Raw genomic sequence first — 16,362 nt, 5'->3', positions numbered from 1 at the left:
CAACCAGGTCCAGCGCATCGTGATGGCCCGCAACCTCCCGTAACCGGGGACCCGGGCGGCGTTGTCATTGTCACGACCGAAGGCGGTTTGAGGGGGCCGCCTTCGGTCATCGAACATCCTCGGGTGGGCTAGATTTAGCGCTTCGTACACCCGAACGTGTTGGGGAAGACAATGACGGAAGCGGTCCTGCTGGTCGGCGGGCAGGGGACGCGGCTCAGGCCTGTCACGGTGAACACGCCCAAGCCCATGGTCCCAGCCGCGGGCGTGCCGTTCCTCGCCCACCAGATAGCCAGGGCGGCCGCTGCGGGCGTCACCCACATCGTCATGGCCACCTGCTATCTCGCAGAGGTCTTCGAACCCTACTTCGGTGACGGTTCCGACTTCGGCGTCCACCTCGAGTACGTCGTCGAGGACGAGCCGCTCGGCACGGGCGGTGCCATCCGCAACGCGGCCGAGCTTCTGACCAGCGGCCCCGACGAGCCGGTCCTGGTGTTCAACGGTGACATCCTCACCGGCCTGGACATCCGCGGCCTGGTCGAGTCCCACACGGCGGCCGAGGCCGACGTCTCGCTGCACCTGGTCCGCGTCGCCGACCCCCGCGCGTTCGGCCTGGTGCCCACCGACTCCGAGAGCCGGGTGCTGGCCTTCACCGAGAAGCCGCAGACGCCCGAGGAGATCGTCACCGACCAGATCAACGCCGGCTGCTACGTCTTCCGCCGTTCGGTCATCGACGCCATCCCGGGCGGCCGGCCCGTCTCGGTCGAGCGCGAGACCTTCCCCGGCCTGCTCGCCGCCGGAGCCAAGCTGTACGGCAAGACCGAGGACACCTACTGGCTGGACCTCGGCAAGCCGGAGTCCTTCGTCCAGGCCTCCGCGGACCTGGTCCGCGGGGTCGTCTCCTCCCCGGCGGTGCCCGGCCCGCGCGGCGAGGCCCTGGTCCTCCCCGGCGCCACCGTCGCCGAGGGCGCGAAGCTGTCCGGCGGTACCGTGGTGGGAGCGGGCGCCAGGATCGAGGCCGGCGCGGTCGTCAGCGGATCCATTGTGCTCGAGGGCGCGGTCGTCGGACCCGACTCCGTCGTCAACGCCAGCCTGGTCGGCGCACGCGCCGCCGTCGGTGCCCGTACGGTCGTCGACGGCGCTGTCATCGGCGACGACGCCCTGGTGGGCGCCGACAACGAACTTCGCTCCGGAGCGCGCGTCTGGTGCGAGGCAGAGCTTCCCGACGCCGCGCTGCGCTTCTCCTCGGACCGATAGACGGCTCCGAGTTCGCGTTCCGTCCGACCTCAGTGAGGCAGTAATCCAGTGACAGGTGTGCACAAGACCCCCGGCGTGGAGGACCCCGCGACCGGCAGAAGCATCGCTCTCCCCGACACGTGGGCGCAGACCCCGCTGACCGTGGTCATGCCCACGTACAACGAGGCGGGCAACGTGCCGCGCATGGCCGAGCTCCTCATGGGGCTCGACATCCCCGGGCTGCGGCTGCTCATCGTCGACGACTCCTCCCCGGACGGGACCGGCGACATCGCCGAGGAGCTCGCGCAGAAGTACCACACCGAGGACGGCACGCCTCGGATGTCGGTCCTGCACCGCACCGCGAAGGACGGCCTGGGCCGTGCGTACGCGGCCGGCATGAGCAAGGCCGTCGAGGACGGCGCCGCCTACGTCCTGCAGATGGACGCGGACGGCTCCCACCCCGAGGGCAAGGTCGCCGAGATGCTCGGCGTCGCGCTCTCCACCGGTGCCGGTCTCGTCGTCGGCAGCCGCTACGTACCCGGCGGCACGCTCTCCGACGCGTGGGGCGCCCACCGCAAGCTGCTCTCCCGCTGGGCCAACGCCTACGCGAGCACCATCCTGGGCACCCGCGTCCGCGACATCACCGGCGGCTTCAACCTGTGGAGCGCCGACGCGCTGCGCGCGATCGACCTCGGTTCCGTCGACAGCGCCGGCTACAGCTTCCAGGTGGAGATGAAGTACGCGGCGCTGCGCCGTGGCTTCCAGGTCATGGAAGTCCCGATCCACTTCGAGGACCGTACGGTCGGCGAGTCGAAGATGAACCTCGCCGTGCAGCTCGAGTCCATCGCCATGCCGTGGAAGCTCCGTGCGCGCGCCAGAGGCCGCGGGTGAGTGCGTTCTCCCCTCGCGCCGCAGAACCGACTCGTACCACGGAAGAGCCCCGGCCGCTCGCGGCCGGGGAGCACGGGGACGCGGATGTGACCGCGTCCCCCGCCGTGGCCCGGTGGCGGCGGCCCTTCGGCGAGCAGCCCCTGCTCGCCGCCGTGCACGGCGCGCTGCTGCTCGTCGTGACCGCGTACGTCTTCGTGATCATCCGGCTGCCCTGGGTCGGTGACCTGGGCGTGCACGCGGCCACCGTCGAGCGGCTGCGGCACGACCTGTTCCACCCGGGCAACCCGATGGTCGACTCGGCCACGGACAGCCCGTACTACTCGCCGTGGATGGTGTTCCTCGCCCTGGTCGCGCGGGTGACCGGACTCGGCACGTTCTACGTCCTGCGCATCGCCGCCGTCATCGGCCTCGTGCTGCTGCTCACCGGCATCTGGTTCCTCACCAGGACCCTCACCCGGCACCGGGCGGCGCCCCCGCTCGCGATCCTGTGCGTCCTGTTCCTGTGGGGCACCAAGTTCTTCGCGTGGAGCGGGTTCCTGGGCTTCACCTCGCTGTCCCTGATCGTCTCCTACCCGAGCACGTTCACCCTCGCCCTCGGCTTCCACTTCCTGGCTCTGCTCATGCTGGCGCTGCGCCGGGGCGCGGCCACCGGGTGGGCGGCGTACCTGGGCCTGGGCGTGATGTGGGCCGTGCTGATGCTCAGCCACCAGTTCTCCGGCGTCGTCATCACCCTCGGTGCGGTCGGCGTCCTGGGCGGTGCGCGTCCGTGGCCGGCCAGGGCGACGTGGCTCAAGCTCGGTGGCGCGCTCGTGGTCGGCCTCGGGGTGCTCGCCCTGTGGCCGTACTACTCCTTCTTCTCGCTCTTCGGCATCGGTGGCCTGGAGGACATCCACAAGGCGCTGTACGTCGGCCTCTTCCCGAAGTACTGCCTGGTGCTGATCGGTGTGGTCGCGCTGGCGCTGCGCTTCGTCCGTGACCGGCGTGATCCGCTGGTCATCTGGTTCGCGCTCGCCGTGGCGATGGTCGTGGCCGGAGCGGTCCTCGACAAGTGGTCGTACGGCCGGGTCGCGCCCGCCGTCGTCATCCCGGCGCAGATCGCCGCGGCGATCGCCGTCGTGGAGAGCGGCCGGAAGGTGGTGCGGGTCCTGCTCGGCGCCGCGGTCGGTGCCGGCCTCCTCGTGGGAGTCTGGGGACAGCGGGACGCGCTGGGCTTCATCCTGCGCCAGGACGCCCTGTCGACGCACATCACCGAGGGGACGTGGAAGCCGGGCGGCACGTACTGGTGGACCACGCCGTACGGCAAGTACGGCGAGGTGTTCATGACCAAGTGGAGCTCGGCCCAGAAGCTTCCGGCCTTCGGCTTCTACACGGTCGCGCCCGGCTACCCGGACTTCTTCCTGCCGGACGAGGACCAGCGCCTGGACGACACCGCACGGTACTTCGCGGCCGACACCCCGCGTCGGGAGCGGATCGAACTCCTGCACAAGTACGACGTGACCTGGGTCCTGCAGAAGGCGGACGAGGGCGGACTGCCCGCCGACGACCCGGCGCTGCGCAGGACGGCCACCGGGCCGGGCGGCCTGATCCTCTACCGGGTCGTCGGCTGACCCGGCGGCACACGCCACGAAAGGGGGCGCCCCTCGCACCAGGTGCGAGGGGCGCCCCCTTCCGGCTCCGGGTCACTTGCCCTCGACGGTGACCTTCTCGTCGTTCTGGATCTGCTGCACCAGCTGCTTCACCTTCGGCATGTCCCACTTCAGGGAATTCTGGGGCGCGCGGCCCGAGATCGGGATGTTCATGGACTTCCCGTCGCCGCCGCTGATGCCCTTCATCGCGAAGAACATCTTGCCGAGGTCGTACAGCGACATGTCCTTGTCCACGATCAGCGTGTCCAGGCCCGCGCCCAGCGTCGGGTACAGCGCGAACGGGTTGAGGATCGTGCCCGGCGTCGCCGCCTGGTTGGCCAGGGCGGAGAGGAACTTCTGCTGGTTCTTCGTACGGGCCAGGTCCGACTCGGCGAAGGCGTACCGGGTACGGACGAAGGCAAGGGCCTGCTCGCCGTTGAGGGTCTGCTCGCCCGCCTGGAAGTCGGCGCCGGACTTCTTGTCCTTGAAGCCCTTCTCGATGTTCATCTCGACACCGCCGAGCGCGTCCACGATGTTCGCGAAGCCGGCGAAGCCGATCTCCGCGTAGTGGTCGATGCGCAGGCCGGTGTTGAACTCGACGGTGCGGACGAGGAGTTCGGGGCCGTCCATGGCGTACGCGGCGTTGAGCTTCGAGCCGCCGCGGGCGCCGTACTTCTTCCCGGACTCCGAGCCGACGAACGAGGGGATGGTGACCCACGAGTCGCGGGGGAGCGAGATCATCGTGTTGCCGCTGCCGCACGCGGCCAGGATCATCATCGAGTCGGTCCGCTTGCCCTCGGCGGAGCCGGTGTGGAGCTTCTTCTTCTCCTCGGCCGACATGCCCTCACGGCTGTCGGAGCCGACGATCAGATAGGTCGTGCAGTCGCCCTCCGCCGGCCGTTCGATGACCTTGGCGAGATCGACCTCGTTGCGCATCCGCGAGCTGGCCCAGGCGTACGTCCCGACGCTCCAGCCCACCACCGCCACGACCAGCACGATCGAGCCGATCTTCAGCCGGCGGCGCCAGTCCGGCGCGGGCTGCCCGGGGTGCGTGGAGTACTGCGGCGGCACGGTGCCCCGGCCTCCGCCCTGCGGGGCGCCGTAGACCTGGCCGGTGTTGTACCCGGAGTCGTAGCCGGGCTGCTGCTGCCCGTACCCCTGGCCGTAGCCCTGGCCCTGGTCGTACTGCGGGTCGTACTGCGGCGGCTGCTGGGGGACCTGCGGACGCTGCACATGGCGCATCGCGCGCGCCCCCTCGGGCTGCGCGTTCGCGCTGCCACGTCCGTAGCCGCGATTCTGTCCGCGGTCGTCGCTCCACCCATCATTCATGCCGACCAGTGTGCCGTCCGGCCAGGTCGGGCCGACAGGGTGGGTGGAGTATCGGGTCACCGCTGTTGCCAAGCTGATGCAAAGGGGACGGCGCGGGGACCGCTCCGGACCCCGGCATAAGGTGGAGGGCATGACAGATCAGGGCGATATTCCGGGCAAGCCCACCTCCGCCTCCCGCACCACTCTCAGCCACATCATGACCAGCCACGACACCAACCTCCTGGGCACGGTGCACGGCGGCGTGATCATGAAGCTCGTCGACGACGCGGCCGGGGCGGTCGCCGGCCGGCACTCGGGCGGGCCCGCCGTCACCGCCTCGATGGACGAGATGGTCTTCCTGGAGCCGGTACGCGTCGGCGACCTCGTCCATGTGAAGGCCCAGGTGAACTGGACCGGCCGCTCCTCCATGGAGGTCGGTGTCCGCGTCCTGGCCGAGCGCTGGAACGAGTCCACCCCCGCCCAGCAGGTCGGCTCCGCCTACCTGGTCTTCGCGGCCGTCGACGCCGACGGCAAGCCGCGCGTCGTCCCGCCGGTGCTCCCCGAGACCGAGCAGGACAAGCGCCGCTACCAGGAGGCCCAGATCCGCCGCACCCACCGGCTGGCCCGCCGCCGCGCCATCAAGGAGCTGCGGGAGCGCCGCGCGGCGGAGGGCTACGAGGACTGACCGCCGCCGGGCAGGACGCGCGGACGCGCCGCAGGGCAGGACCCCGCGGACGCTCCTACGGGAAGGACCCCTCGGACCCGCCGCTCGCCCGGGCCCCGCGGACGCGCCGCCGGGTGGGCGCCCCCCGTCGGACCCGCCGCCCGTCTGGGCCCCGCAGACACGCCTACGGGAAGGACCCCGCAGACCCGCCTACGGGAAGGGCCCCGCAGACCCGCCTACGGCAGGACCCCCTCGGACCCGCCTACGGGCAGCCGACCCGGTCCCCGGTCACCGCCTCGTCCCTGCCCGTCTCCGTCTCCGCGGCCCGGACCGCGGTGACGCCCCTGTAGTCCCTGCCGGCCGTCACCCGCAGCATCTCGCCCTGCCCCTTCACGGCCCGCAGCTCCGCCCCGGGCAGCGCGGCGGCCAGGGACTTCGCCGACCGGTCCCAGCCCGGGTCGTACTCGACGAGCGTGCGGCGCCGCTCCGGCCCGTCCGCGGTGCGCGGGACGCGCGTGGTGTCGAAGCCCGTGGCCCGCAGCGCCTCGTCCACCTTCCGGCCCAGCCCGTCGATCCTCGTCCCGTTGAAGACCTGGACGCGGATCGTGTCCGGCGCCACGTCCACCACCTTGGGGCCGGTCTCCGCCTCAGGGGAGTTCTGCGAGGTCAGCGGACGGTCCTCGCGCAGGGCCTGGAAGAGCTTCTGCGCCTTGGGCGCGTCCCACTTCACCGTCGAGCCGATCCCCTTCACCTGGAAGCTCACGTCCCCGACCGGCACCGAGACGAACTCCGACGACGCCGGGGTGAAGCCCCGCATCCCCTTCGCGAGGGCCAGCATCTGCTCCGTACCGAAACCGCGGTCCGCGCGCACCGAGCCCAGCATGGTCGTGGCGACCTCCCGGAAGCTCACCGGGTTGAGCAGCACACCGCCGGTGGTCGTCCGGTCGATCAGCGCGGCGAGGAACTGCTGCTGGCGCTGCATCCGACCGAGGTCCGACGCTCCGTCGACATGGCGCGAGCGCACGTACTGCAGCGCCTGCCCGCCGGTCAGCTCATGCGTACCGGCCGTCAGCTCCAGCCCGGTGTACGCGTCCTTCATCGGCCGCGCCGTACAGATCTGCACCCCGCCGACCGCGTCGACCGTCTTCATGAAGCTGGTGAAGTCGACCTCCAGATAGTGGTCGATCTTGACTCCGGTCATGTTCTCGACGGTCCGCACCGTCAGACCGGGCCCGCCCTCGGCGTAGGCGGCGTTCAGCTTCACCGGATGCGCCTGGTGCCGCTTGCCGCTGTTCTCGTCGACGTGCTCGGGCATCTCGGCGTACGAGTCGCGGGGCAGGCTCACCACGCTCGCCCGGTCCCGGTCCTCGGAGATGTGGACCAGCATCACCGTGTCGGTGCAGTGACAGGGCTCCCCGCCGAGCCGGTACGCCCTGCGCTCCTCCTCGGTGATCTTGTCCCGCCCGTCCGTTCCCACGACCAGCAGGTTCATGCCGTGCCCCGCCTGCGGGCGGTTCTTCATGTCCTTGAACGGGTCGACCCGGGTGATCCCGGTGTCCAGACTGGTGACCACCGCGTGGCCGATCCCGCCCGCGCCCAGGACCAGCACGGAGAGCGTCGTCGCCATCCGCATGCCCCACCGTGGCCGCCCGGCCCGTCTGACGCGGCGAGCCGGTACGGGACGGGCGGCCGGCCGGGGACGGGGCGTGCGGGGCGGTGTGGGCACCGGGGGACACCTCCGCGGGTGTGACAGGGGGAACCGTGAGCACGGTAGGCCCATACGATCAGCGCCAGCGCGCACCCGCCCCCGTGACGCGCTCCGTGTCCCCCGTTCGCGGTAACGTGGCGGGCAATATGAACGCCACGCCCTCCACCCCGACGCCCGTCTCCGTGATCATGCCGGTCCTCAACGAGGAGCGGCACCTGCGCAACTCGGTCCGTCACATCCTCGAGCAGGAGTACGACGGCGAGATGGAGGTGGTGATCGCGCTCGGCCCGTCCACGGACCGTACGGACGAGATCGCCGCCGAGCTCGTACGGGAGGACCCGCGGGTCCACACCGTGCCGAACCCCACGGGCCGCACGCCCGCCGCCCTCAACGCGGCGATCCAGGCCTCCCGCCACCCGATCGTGGTACGGGTCGACGGTCACGGCATGCTCTCGCCCGACTACATCGCCACCGCGGTCCGTCTCCTTGAGGAGACCGGCGCGCAGAACGTCGGCGGCATCATGCACGCCGAGGGCGAGAACGACTGGGAGCACGCGGTCGCCGCCGCGATGACCTCGAAGATCGGCGTCGGCAACGCGGCCTTCCACACCGGCGGCCAGGCGGGCCCGGCCGAAACCGTGTATCTGGGTGTCTTCCGGCGCGAGGCCCTGGAGCGACAGGGCGGCTACAACGTGGAGTTCATCCGCGCCCAGGACTGGGAGCTGAACTTCCGCATCCGCGAGGCGGGCGGCCTGATCTGGTTCTCGCCCGAGCTGCGGGTCCAGTACCGGCCGCGGCCGAGCGTGCGCGCCCTGGCCAAGCAGTACAAGGACTACGGCCGTTGGCGCCATGTGGTGGCCCGCTACCACCAGGGCTCCATCAACCTCCGCTACCTCGCGCCGCCGACCGCCGTCTGCGCGATCGCGGCGGGCCTGGTGGTGGGCGCGACCCTGACCCCGCTCGGCTTCGTCATCCCGGCCGGCTACCTCGCGGCGATCACGGCGGGCTCGATCCCCGCCGGCAAGGGCCTCCCTCTGAAGGCGCGCCTCCAGATCCCGCTGGCGCTGGCGACGATGCACATGTCCTGGGGCTACGGCTTCCTGACGAGCCCGCGCGCGCTGGCGAGAAAGGTCATCGCGAGCAGGCGCCCGGCGGTGAGGACCGCGAAGGTCTGACCGTTCCGGTACGACGGAAAGGGCCGGGACCCCGTGGGGTCCCGGCCCTTTCGCGTGCCGCTCGGCGACGGGTCAGCTCTTTCCGTCCCACCTGTAGACGGAGTACACGTCCATGCAGTCCACCTTGTCGTCCGCGCCCTCCGGGAGGTCGCCCGCCTCCGTCTTCGGCTTCTTGTACGTGGCGCCCTCGCGCCAGTCGCCGCCGACGACAAGGGTGATGCTCTCCGCCGAGGCGTCGGCCCGGACCGCCGAGTCGGGCAGACCGAGCGCCTTGGCGACGGACAGGGCGTCCGACTTGCCCTGGTCGCCGTCCGCCTTGGGGTACTTGACCACCGTGTCCTTGCGCGGCTCGGTGGTCTGCGTGGCCTCGGCCCGGGTGAAGCCCTTGTCCTTGAGCGCCTTGGCCAGGGAGCTGGCGCGGCCGTCCACGGACATCCGGCCGTCGACGCCGGTGCCGTTGACGACCGTGACGCCAAGCGTGTCCGGCGCCCCCGCGGTCGGGCCCTTCGGCTTCTTGGACGCGGACACGGTCGGCTTGGCGCCGGCCGGGTCGCCGTTCTTGTCGAAGGCGACGTCGTCACGGAGCATCGCCCACATCTTGTCGGCGGACGACGGGACCATCTCGAGCCACTCCTTCGGCTTCGCCGGGTAGGGGGCCGTCGGAACCGTAGCCGTCGTGAGACGGTCGAGCTTCACGTTCTTGAGCTGCATCGACAGATCGAAGAGCTTGGCCACCGTGCGGATCTCGTCGGAGACCTGAAGCGCCTTCGTGGCGGTCTCCGCGAGACCCATGAGCCGCCCGGTGTCGGTCCAGGCGTTCTGGCTCTGGAGCTTCTTCATCATGCCGTTCATGTACATGTGCTGGGCCTTGGCGCGGTTCTGGTCGCTGCCGAAGGCGTGCCGGGTGCGCAGCCACTGGAGTGCCTGCTCGCCCTGGATCTCGTGGGTGCCCTCGCGGAGCTGCAGCCCGGAGCCACCCTTCACGATCGCGTTCGACTTGTCCCACACACCGGTCTTCACGCAGACCGGGACGCCGCCCACCTCGTCCGCCATCGCGACGACACCCGCGAAGTCGACCATCAGCCAGTGGTCGATGTAGACACCCGTGAGGCTCTCCCACGTGGTCAGGGTGCAGCCGGGACCACCGCGCTGCAGGCTCTCGTTGATGGGCCGGTTGGCCGTGGCGGGATACGCCGTGCCGTTCTCGTCCTTGCACTCCGGAATCGGCACGACCGTGTCGCGCGGGATGGAGATGATCGAAGCGTTCTCCCGGTCCGCCGAGACGTGCAGCAGCATCTGCACGTCGGCGAGCGGCTTGCGGTCCCGTTCGTTCTTGCCGCCGCCGAGCGCCACGTTCTTGGCGTCGGCGCGGCTGTCGGAGCCGATCAGCAGGATGTTGAGCGGGGTGTCGCCGAGCGCGTTCGGCGCGGCCTTCTTCACACCGCTCTCGCCGCCGGCGCGGCCGCCGCTGCGGATGTTGCCGTTGAGGTGCTGGTAGTACAGGTATCCGGCTCCGGCCGTCCCGAGTATCAGCAGGGACAGGGTCACGGCGATCCAGCGGAACACCTTGCGCCTGCCGGACTTCTTGGCACGGCGGCGCGACCCCCCGCGCCGGTGACTCGTACGGCCGTCACCACCGTTTCCGCTGCCGCTCCTGGCGCCCTTGTCGCCCTCGCCGTCGTCGGTCGCACCGCCGTCGGCGGTCCGGGTGCCGGCAGCGGCCCCCTCGCCCCCGTCGCCGTAGAGACTCTCGTCCCAGCCCAAATCGCGGGCGCGCGACGCGCTTCCACGCGTCCCCTCCCTGCGCACGCTGCTCTGTCCCACCCCTGGTCCCCTCGTCACTTCAGGACGGCGCGGTGGCCCGGCGTATCCGGATCACTCGGCGCACACCTTCTTGTCGGCTTCCACCTTGTCGACGTCCGGCACCTTTGCCGGACCGGTGATGGGCACCCCCGCGCCCTTGAAATCGGCACCGAGAACCAGGTCCATGGGCACGCGCTCCCCGGCGGCCTGCGTGCCCGGCTTGAGCGCCGTGGCGGGCAGACCCATCATGTCCGCGAGCTTGCGGGCCTGGTCGGCCTGGTTCGGTGCGTAGGTGAGTGTCGTCTTCGCCGCCTTCTCGGGGGCGTTGGCCTTGTTCGTGGAACGCGTGACGCCCTGGTCGTTCTGCAGCCAGTCGATCGTCTTCTGGGCCGCGCCCTGGATGCCACTGCCGTTGTAGACGTCGACGCGTACGTCGACCGCCTCGGCGCGCGGCCCCTGGAGCAGCTTCGCCTGCGCCTGCGCCTGGGCGTTCTTGGTGTCCTGCTGCTTCTTCTTCACCTCGGTGAAGGAGACGTCGTTCTGCAGCATGTTGAACACCTGCGGCGCCTTGACCGGGTCGAGGACGACGGTCGCCCGCTTCGTCGGCGGCTCGTCGGGGTTGTCGACCACCGGAACCGTCATGAAACTGATGTTCTTCAGTTCGACCTTGCCGAGCTCCTTGGCGAGGTCGGTCAGCTTCAGGGCGGTGCCTATCCCGCTGTCCACCGTGAGGGCCTTGGTCGCCGCGTCCGCGACCGCGAACAGCCGCGTCGGGCTGTTCAGGGTGTCTTCCTTCAGCTGGCGGATCATCGACGCGAGGAACTGCTGCTGCATCTTGATCCGGTCCAGGTCGCTCTCGTTGCCGAGACCGTGGCGGTTGCGGAGGAACGCGAGCGCCTGCTCGCCCTGGAGACTGTGCTCCCCCTCCGAGAGGTTGAGCTTGGAGTACTGCTTGTCGTGGATGGGCTTGTTCAGGCAGACCTTCACGCCGCCGACCGCGGCCGACAGCGTCTTGACGGCGTTGAAGTCGACCATCATGAAGTGGTTGATCTCCACGCCCGTGATCTGCTTGACGGTGCGCATCGTGCAGCCCGGGTCGCGGCCGTCCACGCCGAACGACGTGTTGAACTTCTGTGTTCCGGTCGAGCCGGGGATGACCTTGGTCGAACCGTCGGCCTGCTTCGTGGGGCAGTCCGGGATCCGGATCTTGAGGTCACGCGGGATGCTCAGGGCCGTCGCGTTGGTCCGGTCCTCCGAGACGTGGAACAGGAGCGTGGTGTCGGCGTGCCCGGTGACGTTGTCCTTGTTCCCGTAGCTCTCGTTGCCCTCACCGGTGCGGACGTCGTTGCCGATGATCAGGATGTTGAGCGGCCCGTCCATCGTCGACGAGCCGGCGGCGTCACCGACGTCGACGGTGTTGAGGTTGCCGTTGAGACGGTCGTAGAGGAGGTACGTTCCGATGCCGCCGGCGACCACCACGACGGCCATCGTGCCGCCCACCCACATCAGGGCCTTCTTCTTGCCGGACTTCTCCGGCCTGCGCTTGCGCCGCCCCGGGGACGGCTGCCCGCCGCCCGGCTCCGCGGCGCGCCGGCGGCGCTGCCCGGGTACGGGTGCCTCGGTGGCGGTGCGGTCGCGGTCGGCGGTACGGGAACGCCCGGCCGAGCGGGAACGCCCGGCGGCCTCCGCGGATCTCGGAGCGGCGGCCTGGGCGTCGGAGGCGCTTCTCGGCGCGGGGGCGGTCGTCCGGCGAGGGCGGGACGGGGTGGACGACTGCTCAGCGGAGCGGTCCAGTCGCAGTTCGTAGTTGCCCGTCTGCGGGTTGAGCACCCACTGGTCGGCGGGGTCGATCTCGTCCGCCTGTCCACGGCTGTGCGCGTCCACGGTTACTTGAATCCTCCGTCGGTGCCACGCGAGGCGCCTCCCCCGTCGGGCGCTCGGTCGTTCGGTCCGTTGAGTGCGGCGACCACGAGGTCGGGAGCACCGGATCGCGTCACACTATCCGCCCAGTTCAGCGTGGGGCGACGCCCGTGACAAATTCCACGCCCCTTACAACCGGGCAATTTGCTCAAACCTCATCGACATCAACCTCCCCTTGGAATGCGCTTTACTCACCCACCCCTACGCGCACACTCCCTCCGCCGCGTTGCGCCCCGCGAAGGTCGGAGTCGCCGCCGGGCTGGGCGACTCCCCGGTGGGTGACCTGGATGTCTTGCCGCCCAGTGTCACCGTGACGGGCTTGTCCTGCCGCAGCTGCTTGAAGAGTTGGCTCGCCGCGGGTTGTACGAGTTCGTCCCGGTTCGCGTTGTACGAGTAGGGCCGCCGGGGCACCGTGAGGAATTGCACCTTCTCGGTGGGGATGCTCCGCATCGAACGCGCCAGGTCGTACAGGTCCCGCAGCGAGTTCAGCCCCGCGTCGGTCGTGATCGACCTGGTCGCGGCGTCCAGGACCGGGTACAGCCGCGTCGGGTTCAGCAGGACGCCGTTGCTCTGCATCTTGTTGACCAGAGCGCCGAGGAACTGCTGCTGCCGGTCCATGCGTTCCGTGTCACTGCCGTTCCCGAGGGACTTGCGGGCCCGGACGAAGCCGAGGGCCTGCTCCCCGCGGAGCGTCTGGCGCCCGGCCGGAAGCTTCAGATGGGCGTCGGCGTCGTCGATCGGCTCCCTGAGGCAGATCTCGACACCGTTCACGGCGTCGACCATCTTCTTGAAGCCCCGGAAGTCGATCACCATGTGGTGGTCGATCCGGATGCCGGTGAGCCGCTCGGCGGTACGGATCGTGCATGCCGTGCCGCCGACCTCGAAGGCCAGGTTGAACTGGGCGAACTGCTCACCGGTGCGCGTTCCGTCCGGTTGGCGGCAGCTCGGCATGCTGACCATCAGGTCGCGCGGGATGGAGACGGCCGTGGCGCTCGACCGCCCCGCCGAGATGTGCAGCAGGATCGTGGTGTCGGAGCGCTGGGTGCCCTTGTCCTTGCCGTACTTGGTGTTGCCCGCTCCGGACCGGGTGTCGGAGCCGATGAGCAGGATGTTCTGCGCGCCCGTCGCGCCCGGCGTGGGGCGCTCCTTCTCGTACTTGAGGAGTTCGGCGGCGGCGTCGGTGTCGGTGGTGATGTTGCCGTCGAGCTTGCGGTAGAACCACCATCCGGCGGCCGCGGCGGCGAGGACGACGACCGAGAGCCCGAGCGCCGTCCAGCGCAGCCAGTGACGCCTGCGCCGCCCGTCGCCCTCCGCGTTCTCGGGGCCCTGGGAGGCTTCCGTGTCCTTCGGGGCCTCGGCGTCCTCCGCGTCCTCCGAGCCGGCCGGCTCGTGCGCGGCGGGGGTGCTGGGCGTCTCGTCCTCGGCCGGGGGGTCCGGTTCGGCGGGCGTGCCAGCACTATCCGTCACGTCTGAGTCCGTCCTTGATGGCGTCGGCGGCGCGCCGGGCCGCCGGTCGCAGAAGGAGACGGCTGAACCCGGCGCTTGGTTGTGCGGGAAGGGGTTCCTACCCGCCGATCATGTACCGGAGTTGACGCACGGACCCGGGGACTCGGCGGGGCGGTGCGCCATACGGGTGGAACCTCGGCGGGTCGTCACACCGCCGTCGCCGTGACGCGCTCGCTCTCCACCCGCTTGTCGAGCGCCTCGGGCGCCAGCCGGTCCAGGTTCTGGCACAGGACGACGGAGGCTCCCGCGGCGAGCGGCGCGTAGAGCCCGGCGGAGATCCCCTCCCAGGTGTCGTACGGGCGCGCCGAGAGCAGTCGCCCTCCCGGCGCGAGGCCGAGGGCCTCGGCATCCGCGCGGGCCCGGTCGACGAGCTGGGCACCCGTCAGTTCCGTACCGTCGACGACCAGGGCCGGCCCGTCCGGGTCGACCGGGACGAACGGGGCGAACCGGTCGCCCTGGCTCGGCACCTCGACCGCGTAGTCCGCGTACCCGGCGGGCGGGGCGGGGAAGCGGCGGCCCAGCGGGGCGAGGGAGAGCGCGATCCGGTCTCCGGAGCAGGCCAGACCCGCCTCCAGGGTGTCGGGCCCCGCGACGACGTAGTCGGCGTCCGCCGGGTCGCCGCCGAGTTCGGCGGTCACTCCCACCGATGAGCAGGCCAGCAGCCAGACGGCGCTCTGCCAGTGCGCGGGCAGCAGCAGCGCGAGCCGGTCGCCGGGCGAGGCGGACAGCTCGCCCTGGAGGAGGTTGGCCGTCTTGGCCACCCAATTGGCGAAGGTGGCGACGGACAATTCCACGCGCTCACCGGTGGCGTCGTCGTAGAAAGTGACCAAGGGGCGTGCGGGGTCCGCGGCGAGCGCGGATCGCAGCAGGTCGGCGGGGGTGCGGTCGCTGGCGTTCACGCGGGCAAGGGTACGCGGGGAGGCGTGCGGCGAGCCGCCGTATCGGTGACACCGTCCACCGGTCGGACCGGCGGGCCGTCAGTTCCAGGAGTGAATCCCACCGAGCGGAATGCGCCGGGTCTGCGGACGATCGCCTCATGCGTGCCTACCTAGCTTCCTCCATCGCCGTCACGTGTGCGGCGGCGCTCGCTCTGCCGCTGTCCGTCGCGACGCCGGCGGCCTCGCTTCCGTCCGCCGCGCTTCCGCCACCCGGCTCGGTCGATCCCGCCGGCTCGCCCCGCTCCTCCGATTCCCGTGGATCCGCCGACTCCGCAGGCTCGGTCGACTCCACCCACTCCACCCGCTCCTCCGACTCCCTCGGCCCCTCCCTCTCCTCCGGATCCGTGGAGCCGGATGTCGCCGGGTCCACCCAGTCCTTGCCGCTCGGGCCGCTCGGGACCGCCGACCGGGCCGTCGGCCGTACGGCCGTGCAGGGGCTGACCCGACGGGACGTCAGACCCTTCTCCCTGCTCGGTGTCGTCTGGGACGACGCCCGTGCCCACCTGCACGGCACGGTCCAGGTCCGTACCCGCGCCGCCGGCGGTACGCGGTGGTCGCCGTGGCAGGACGTGGAGATCCACAGCGAGGAGCACGGGGCGGACCCCGGCACCCCCGAGGCGACGGCCGCCGCGCTGCGCGGGGCCACCGCGCCGCTGTGGGTGGGTGACTCGGACGGCGTCGAGATCCGCGTACGTCCAAAGGGCGAGCGGGAAGCCGTTCCGCTGCCCGCGGGAATGCGCCTGGAGCTGGTCGATCCGGGCCCGGAGCCGGCCGCCGCGGGCATGCCGTCGGGGACGGAGGGCAGCGCGAGGAGCGAGGCCCGGACGCCGGCCGTCGAGCAGGCGGCCGCCACCTCGGTGAGCACCCGTCCGGGCACCCCGTCCGGCACCGGCGTGCTCCCGGCCCTGTCGCGGGAGGCGACGGAGGCGACGCTCGGCGCCGCCGCGGCGAAGCCGTTCATCGGCCCGAGGCCGAAGATCATCACCCGGAAGGGGTGGGGCGCGGACGAGAAGATGCGCGAGAAGAGCTTCGTCTACACCAAGGCGGTCAAGGCGGCCTTCGTCCACCACAGCGCCACCGGCAACAACTACACCTGCCGCCAGGCCCCCTCCGTACTCCGCAGCATCTACCGCTACCACGTCAAGAGCAGTGGCTGGCGCGACTTCGGCTACAACTTCGCCATCGACAAGTGCGGAAACATCTACGAGGGCCGTGCGGGAGGCGTGGCCAAGCCGGTGCTCGGCGCCCACACCCTCGGCTTCAACACCAACAGCATGGGCATCGCGGTGCTCGGCACCTACAGCTCGACCACACCGCCCGCGGCGGTGGTGACCGCCGTGGCGAAGCTGACGGCGTGGAAGCTGGGGCTGCACGGGGTGAACCCGAAGGGCAAGGTGACGCTGACTTCGGGCGGCGGAAACCGCTACAAGAAGGGCAAAAAGGTCAAGTTCAATGCCATTGCGGGCCATCGGGACGGGTTCGCGACGGCGTGCCCCGGGGCTCGCCTCTACGGCAAGCTCGGCACCGCCAGGACCGCATCGGCGAAGTACCAGGGCCGCCGCTGACGCCCCACCCCATTACGCTCGTACCC

12 protein-coding genes are annotated in these 16,362 nt (G+C 70.8%); 6 read left to right on the top strand and 6 right to left on the bottom strand.

The features are described 5' to 3' along the window. The first annotated feature begins 171 nt into the window (after positions 1-171). The 3 genes from J7E93_RS26665 (at position 172) to J7E93_RS26655 (ending at position 3,731) form a co-directional block, all read left to right on the top strand. Entirely contained in the window at positions 172-1,254 is a 1,083-nt protein-coding gene (locus J7E93_RS26665; protein ID WP_215072500.1) for an NDP-sugar synthase, read from the top strand. Positions 1,255-1,401: 147 nt separating this feature from the next. After that, on the top strand, positions 1,402-2,124 hold the full coding sequence (locus tag J7E93_RS26660; RefSeq protein WP_251067144.1) for a polyprenol monophosphomannose synthase: 723 nt from the start codon (positions 1,402-1,404) through the stop codon (positions 2,122-2,124). 86 nt (positions 2,125-2,210) lie between these two features. Next, complete coding sequence (locus tag J7E93_RS26655) at positions 2,211-3,731, top strand: hypothetical protein (protein WP_308368796.1); 1,521 nt, start codon at positions 2,211-2,213, stop codon at positions 3,729-3,731. Positions 3,732-3,803: 72 nt separating this feature from the next. On the opposite strand, the gene J7E93_RS26650 is transcribed toward J7E93_RS26655, so the two are convergent. Continuing rightward, positions 3,804-4,991: an LCP family protein gene (locus J7E93_RS26650; RefSeq protein ID WP_374105438.1), complete on the bottom strand. Its 1,188-nt coding sequence runs from the start codon at positions 4,989-4,991 to the stop codon at positions 3,804-3,806. 217 nt (positions 4,992-5,208) lie between these two features. Between J7E93_RS26650 and J7E93_RS26645 the strand changes: the two genes are divergently transcribed. Then, positions 5,209-5,742 (top strand): acyl-CoA thioesterase, encoded by a 534-nt coding sequence (locus J7E93_RS26645; protein ID WP_215072497.1) that lies wholly within the window; start codon positions 5,209-5,211, stop codon positions 5,740-5,742. Between the two features lie 241 nt (positions 5,743-5,983). Here the strand turns inward: J7E93_RS26645 and J7E93_RS26640 are convergent, their stop codons facing one another. After that, complete coding sequence (locus J7E93_RS26640; protein ID WP_215072496.1) at positions 5,984-7,354, bottom strand: LCP family protein; 1,371 nt, start codon at positions 7,352-7,354, stop codon at positions 5,984-5,986. Positions 7,355-7,575: 221 nt separating this feature from the next. Here J7E93_RS26640 and J7E93_RS26635 point away from each other — a divergent pair, with 221 nt between their 5' ends. Next, positions 7,576-8,604: a glycosyltransferase family 2 protein gene (locus J7E93_RS26635; protein ID WP_215072495.1), complete on the top strand. Its 1,029-nt coding sequence runs from the start codon at positions 7,576-7,578 to the stop codon at positions 8,602-8,604. A gap of 72 nt (positions 8,605-8,676) precedes the next feature. Here J7E93_RS26635 and J7E93_RS26630 read toward each other — a convergent pair whose 3' ends face one another. The 4 genes from J7E93_RS26630 to J7E93_RS26615 all read right to left on the bottom strand — a co-directional run bounded on the left by J7E93_RS26630 (position 8,677) and on the right by J7E93_RS26615 (position 14,732). Next, positions 8,677-10,428, bottom strand: a complete 1,752-nt coding sequence (locus J7E93_RS26630) for an LCP family protein (protein WP_308368795.1) — start codon at positions 10,426-10,428, stop codon at positions 8,677-8,679. 51 nt (positions 10,429-10,479) lie between these two features. After that, entirely contained in the window at positions 10,480-12,291 is a 1,812-nt protein-coding gene (locus J7E93_RS26625; protein WP_215072494.1) for an LCP family protein, read from the bottom strand. Positions 12,292-12,528: 237 nt separating this feature from the next. After that, positions 12,529-13,794, bottom strand: coding sequence for an LCP family protein (locus J7E93_RS26620; protein ID WP_215072493.1), 1,266 nt, complete (start codon positions 13,792-13,794; stop codon positions 12,529-12,531). A 185-nt stretch (positions 13,795-13,979) separates the two neighbouring features. After that, positions 13,980-14,732, bottom strand: a complete 753-nt coding sequence (locus J7E93_RS26615; RefSeq protein WP_215072492.1) for a TIGR03089 family protein — start codon at positions 14,730-14,732, stop codon at positions 13,980-13,982. Positions 14,733-14,869: 137 nt separating this feature from the next. On the opposite strand from J7E93_RS26615, the gene J7E93_RS26610 reads away from it, so the two are divergent. Then, positions 14,870-16,336 carry an N-acetylmuramoyl-L-alanine amidase gene (locus tag J7E93_RS26610; protein WP_215072491.1) on the top strand — a complete coding sequence of 489 codons (1,467 nt, stop codon included), beginning with the start codon at positions 14,870-14,872 and terminating at the stop codon, positions 16,334-16,336. Positions 16,337-16,362: the final 26 nt, after the last annotated feature.

Origin of the sequence: Streptomyces sp. ISL-36 (assembly GCF_018614205.1) — a bacterium.
Taxonomy (GTDB): Bacteria; Actinomycetota; Actinomycetes; order Streptomycetales; family Streptomycetaceae; genus Streptomyces.
Note: the sequence above shows the minus strand (reverse complement) of the source record. Positions and strands in the feature narration are given on the sequence as shown.

What these genes read in the sequence shown, in the direction of transcription:
- J7E93_RS26665 (WP_215072500.1), top strand. Translation starts at nt 172, where the DNA reads ATGACGGAAGCGGTCCTGCTGGTCGGCGGGCAGGGGACGCGGCTCAGG.
- J7E93_RS26660 (WP_251067144.1), top strand. Translation starts at nt 1,402, where the DNA reads ATGCCCACGTACAACGAGGCGGGCAACGTGCCGCGCATGGCCGAGCTC.
- J7E93_RS26650 (WP_374105438.1), bottom strand. Translation starts at nt 4,991, where the DNA reads ATGCGCCATGTGCAGCGTCCGCAGGTCCCCCAGCAGCCGCCGCAGTAC.
- J7E93_RS26645 (WP_215072497.1), top strand. Translation starts at nt 5,209, where the DNA reads ATGACAGATCAGGGCGATATTCCGGGCAAGCCCACCTCCGCCTCCCGC.
- J7E93_RS26640 (WP_215072496.1), bottom strand. Translation starts at nt 7,354, where the DNA reads ATGCGGATGGCGACGACGCTCTCCGTGCTGGTCCTGGGCGCGGGCGGG.
- J7E93_RS26635 (WP_215072495.1), top strand. Translation starts at nt 7,576, where the DNA reads ATGAACGCCACGCCCTCCACCCCGACGCCCGTCTCCGTGATCATGCCG.
- J7E93_RS26610 (WP_215072491.1), top strand. Translation starts at nt 14,870, where the DNA reads ATGCGTGCCTACCTAGCTTCCTCCATCGCCGTCACGTGTGCGGCGGCG.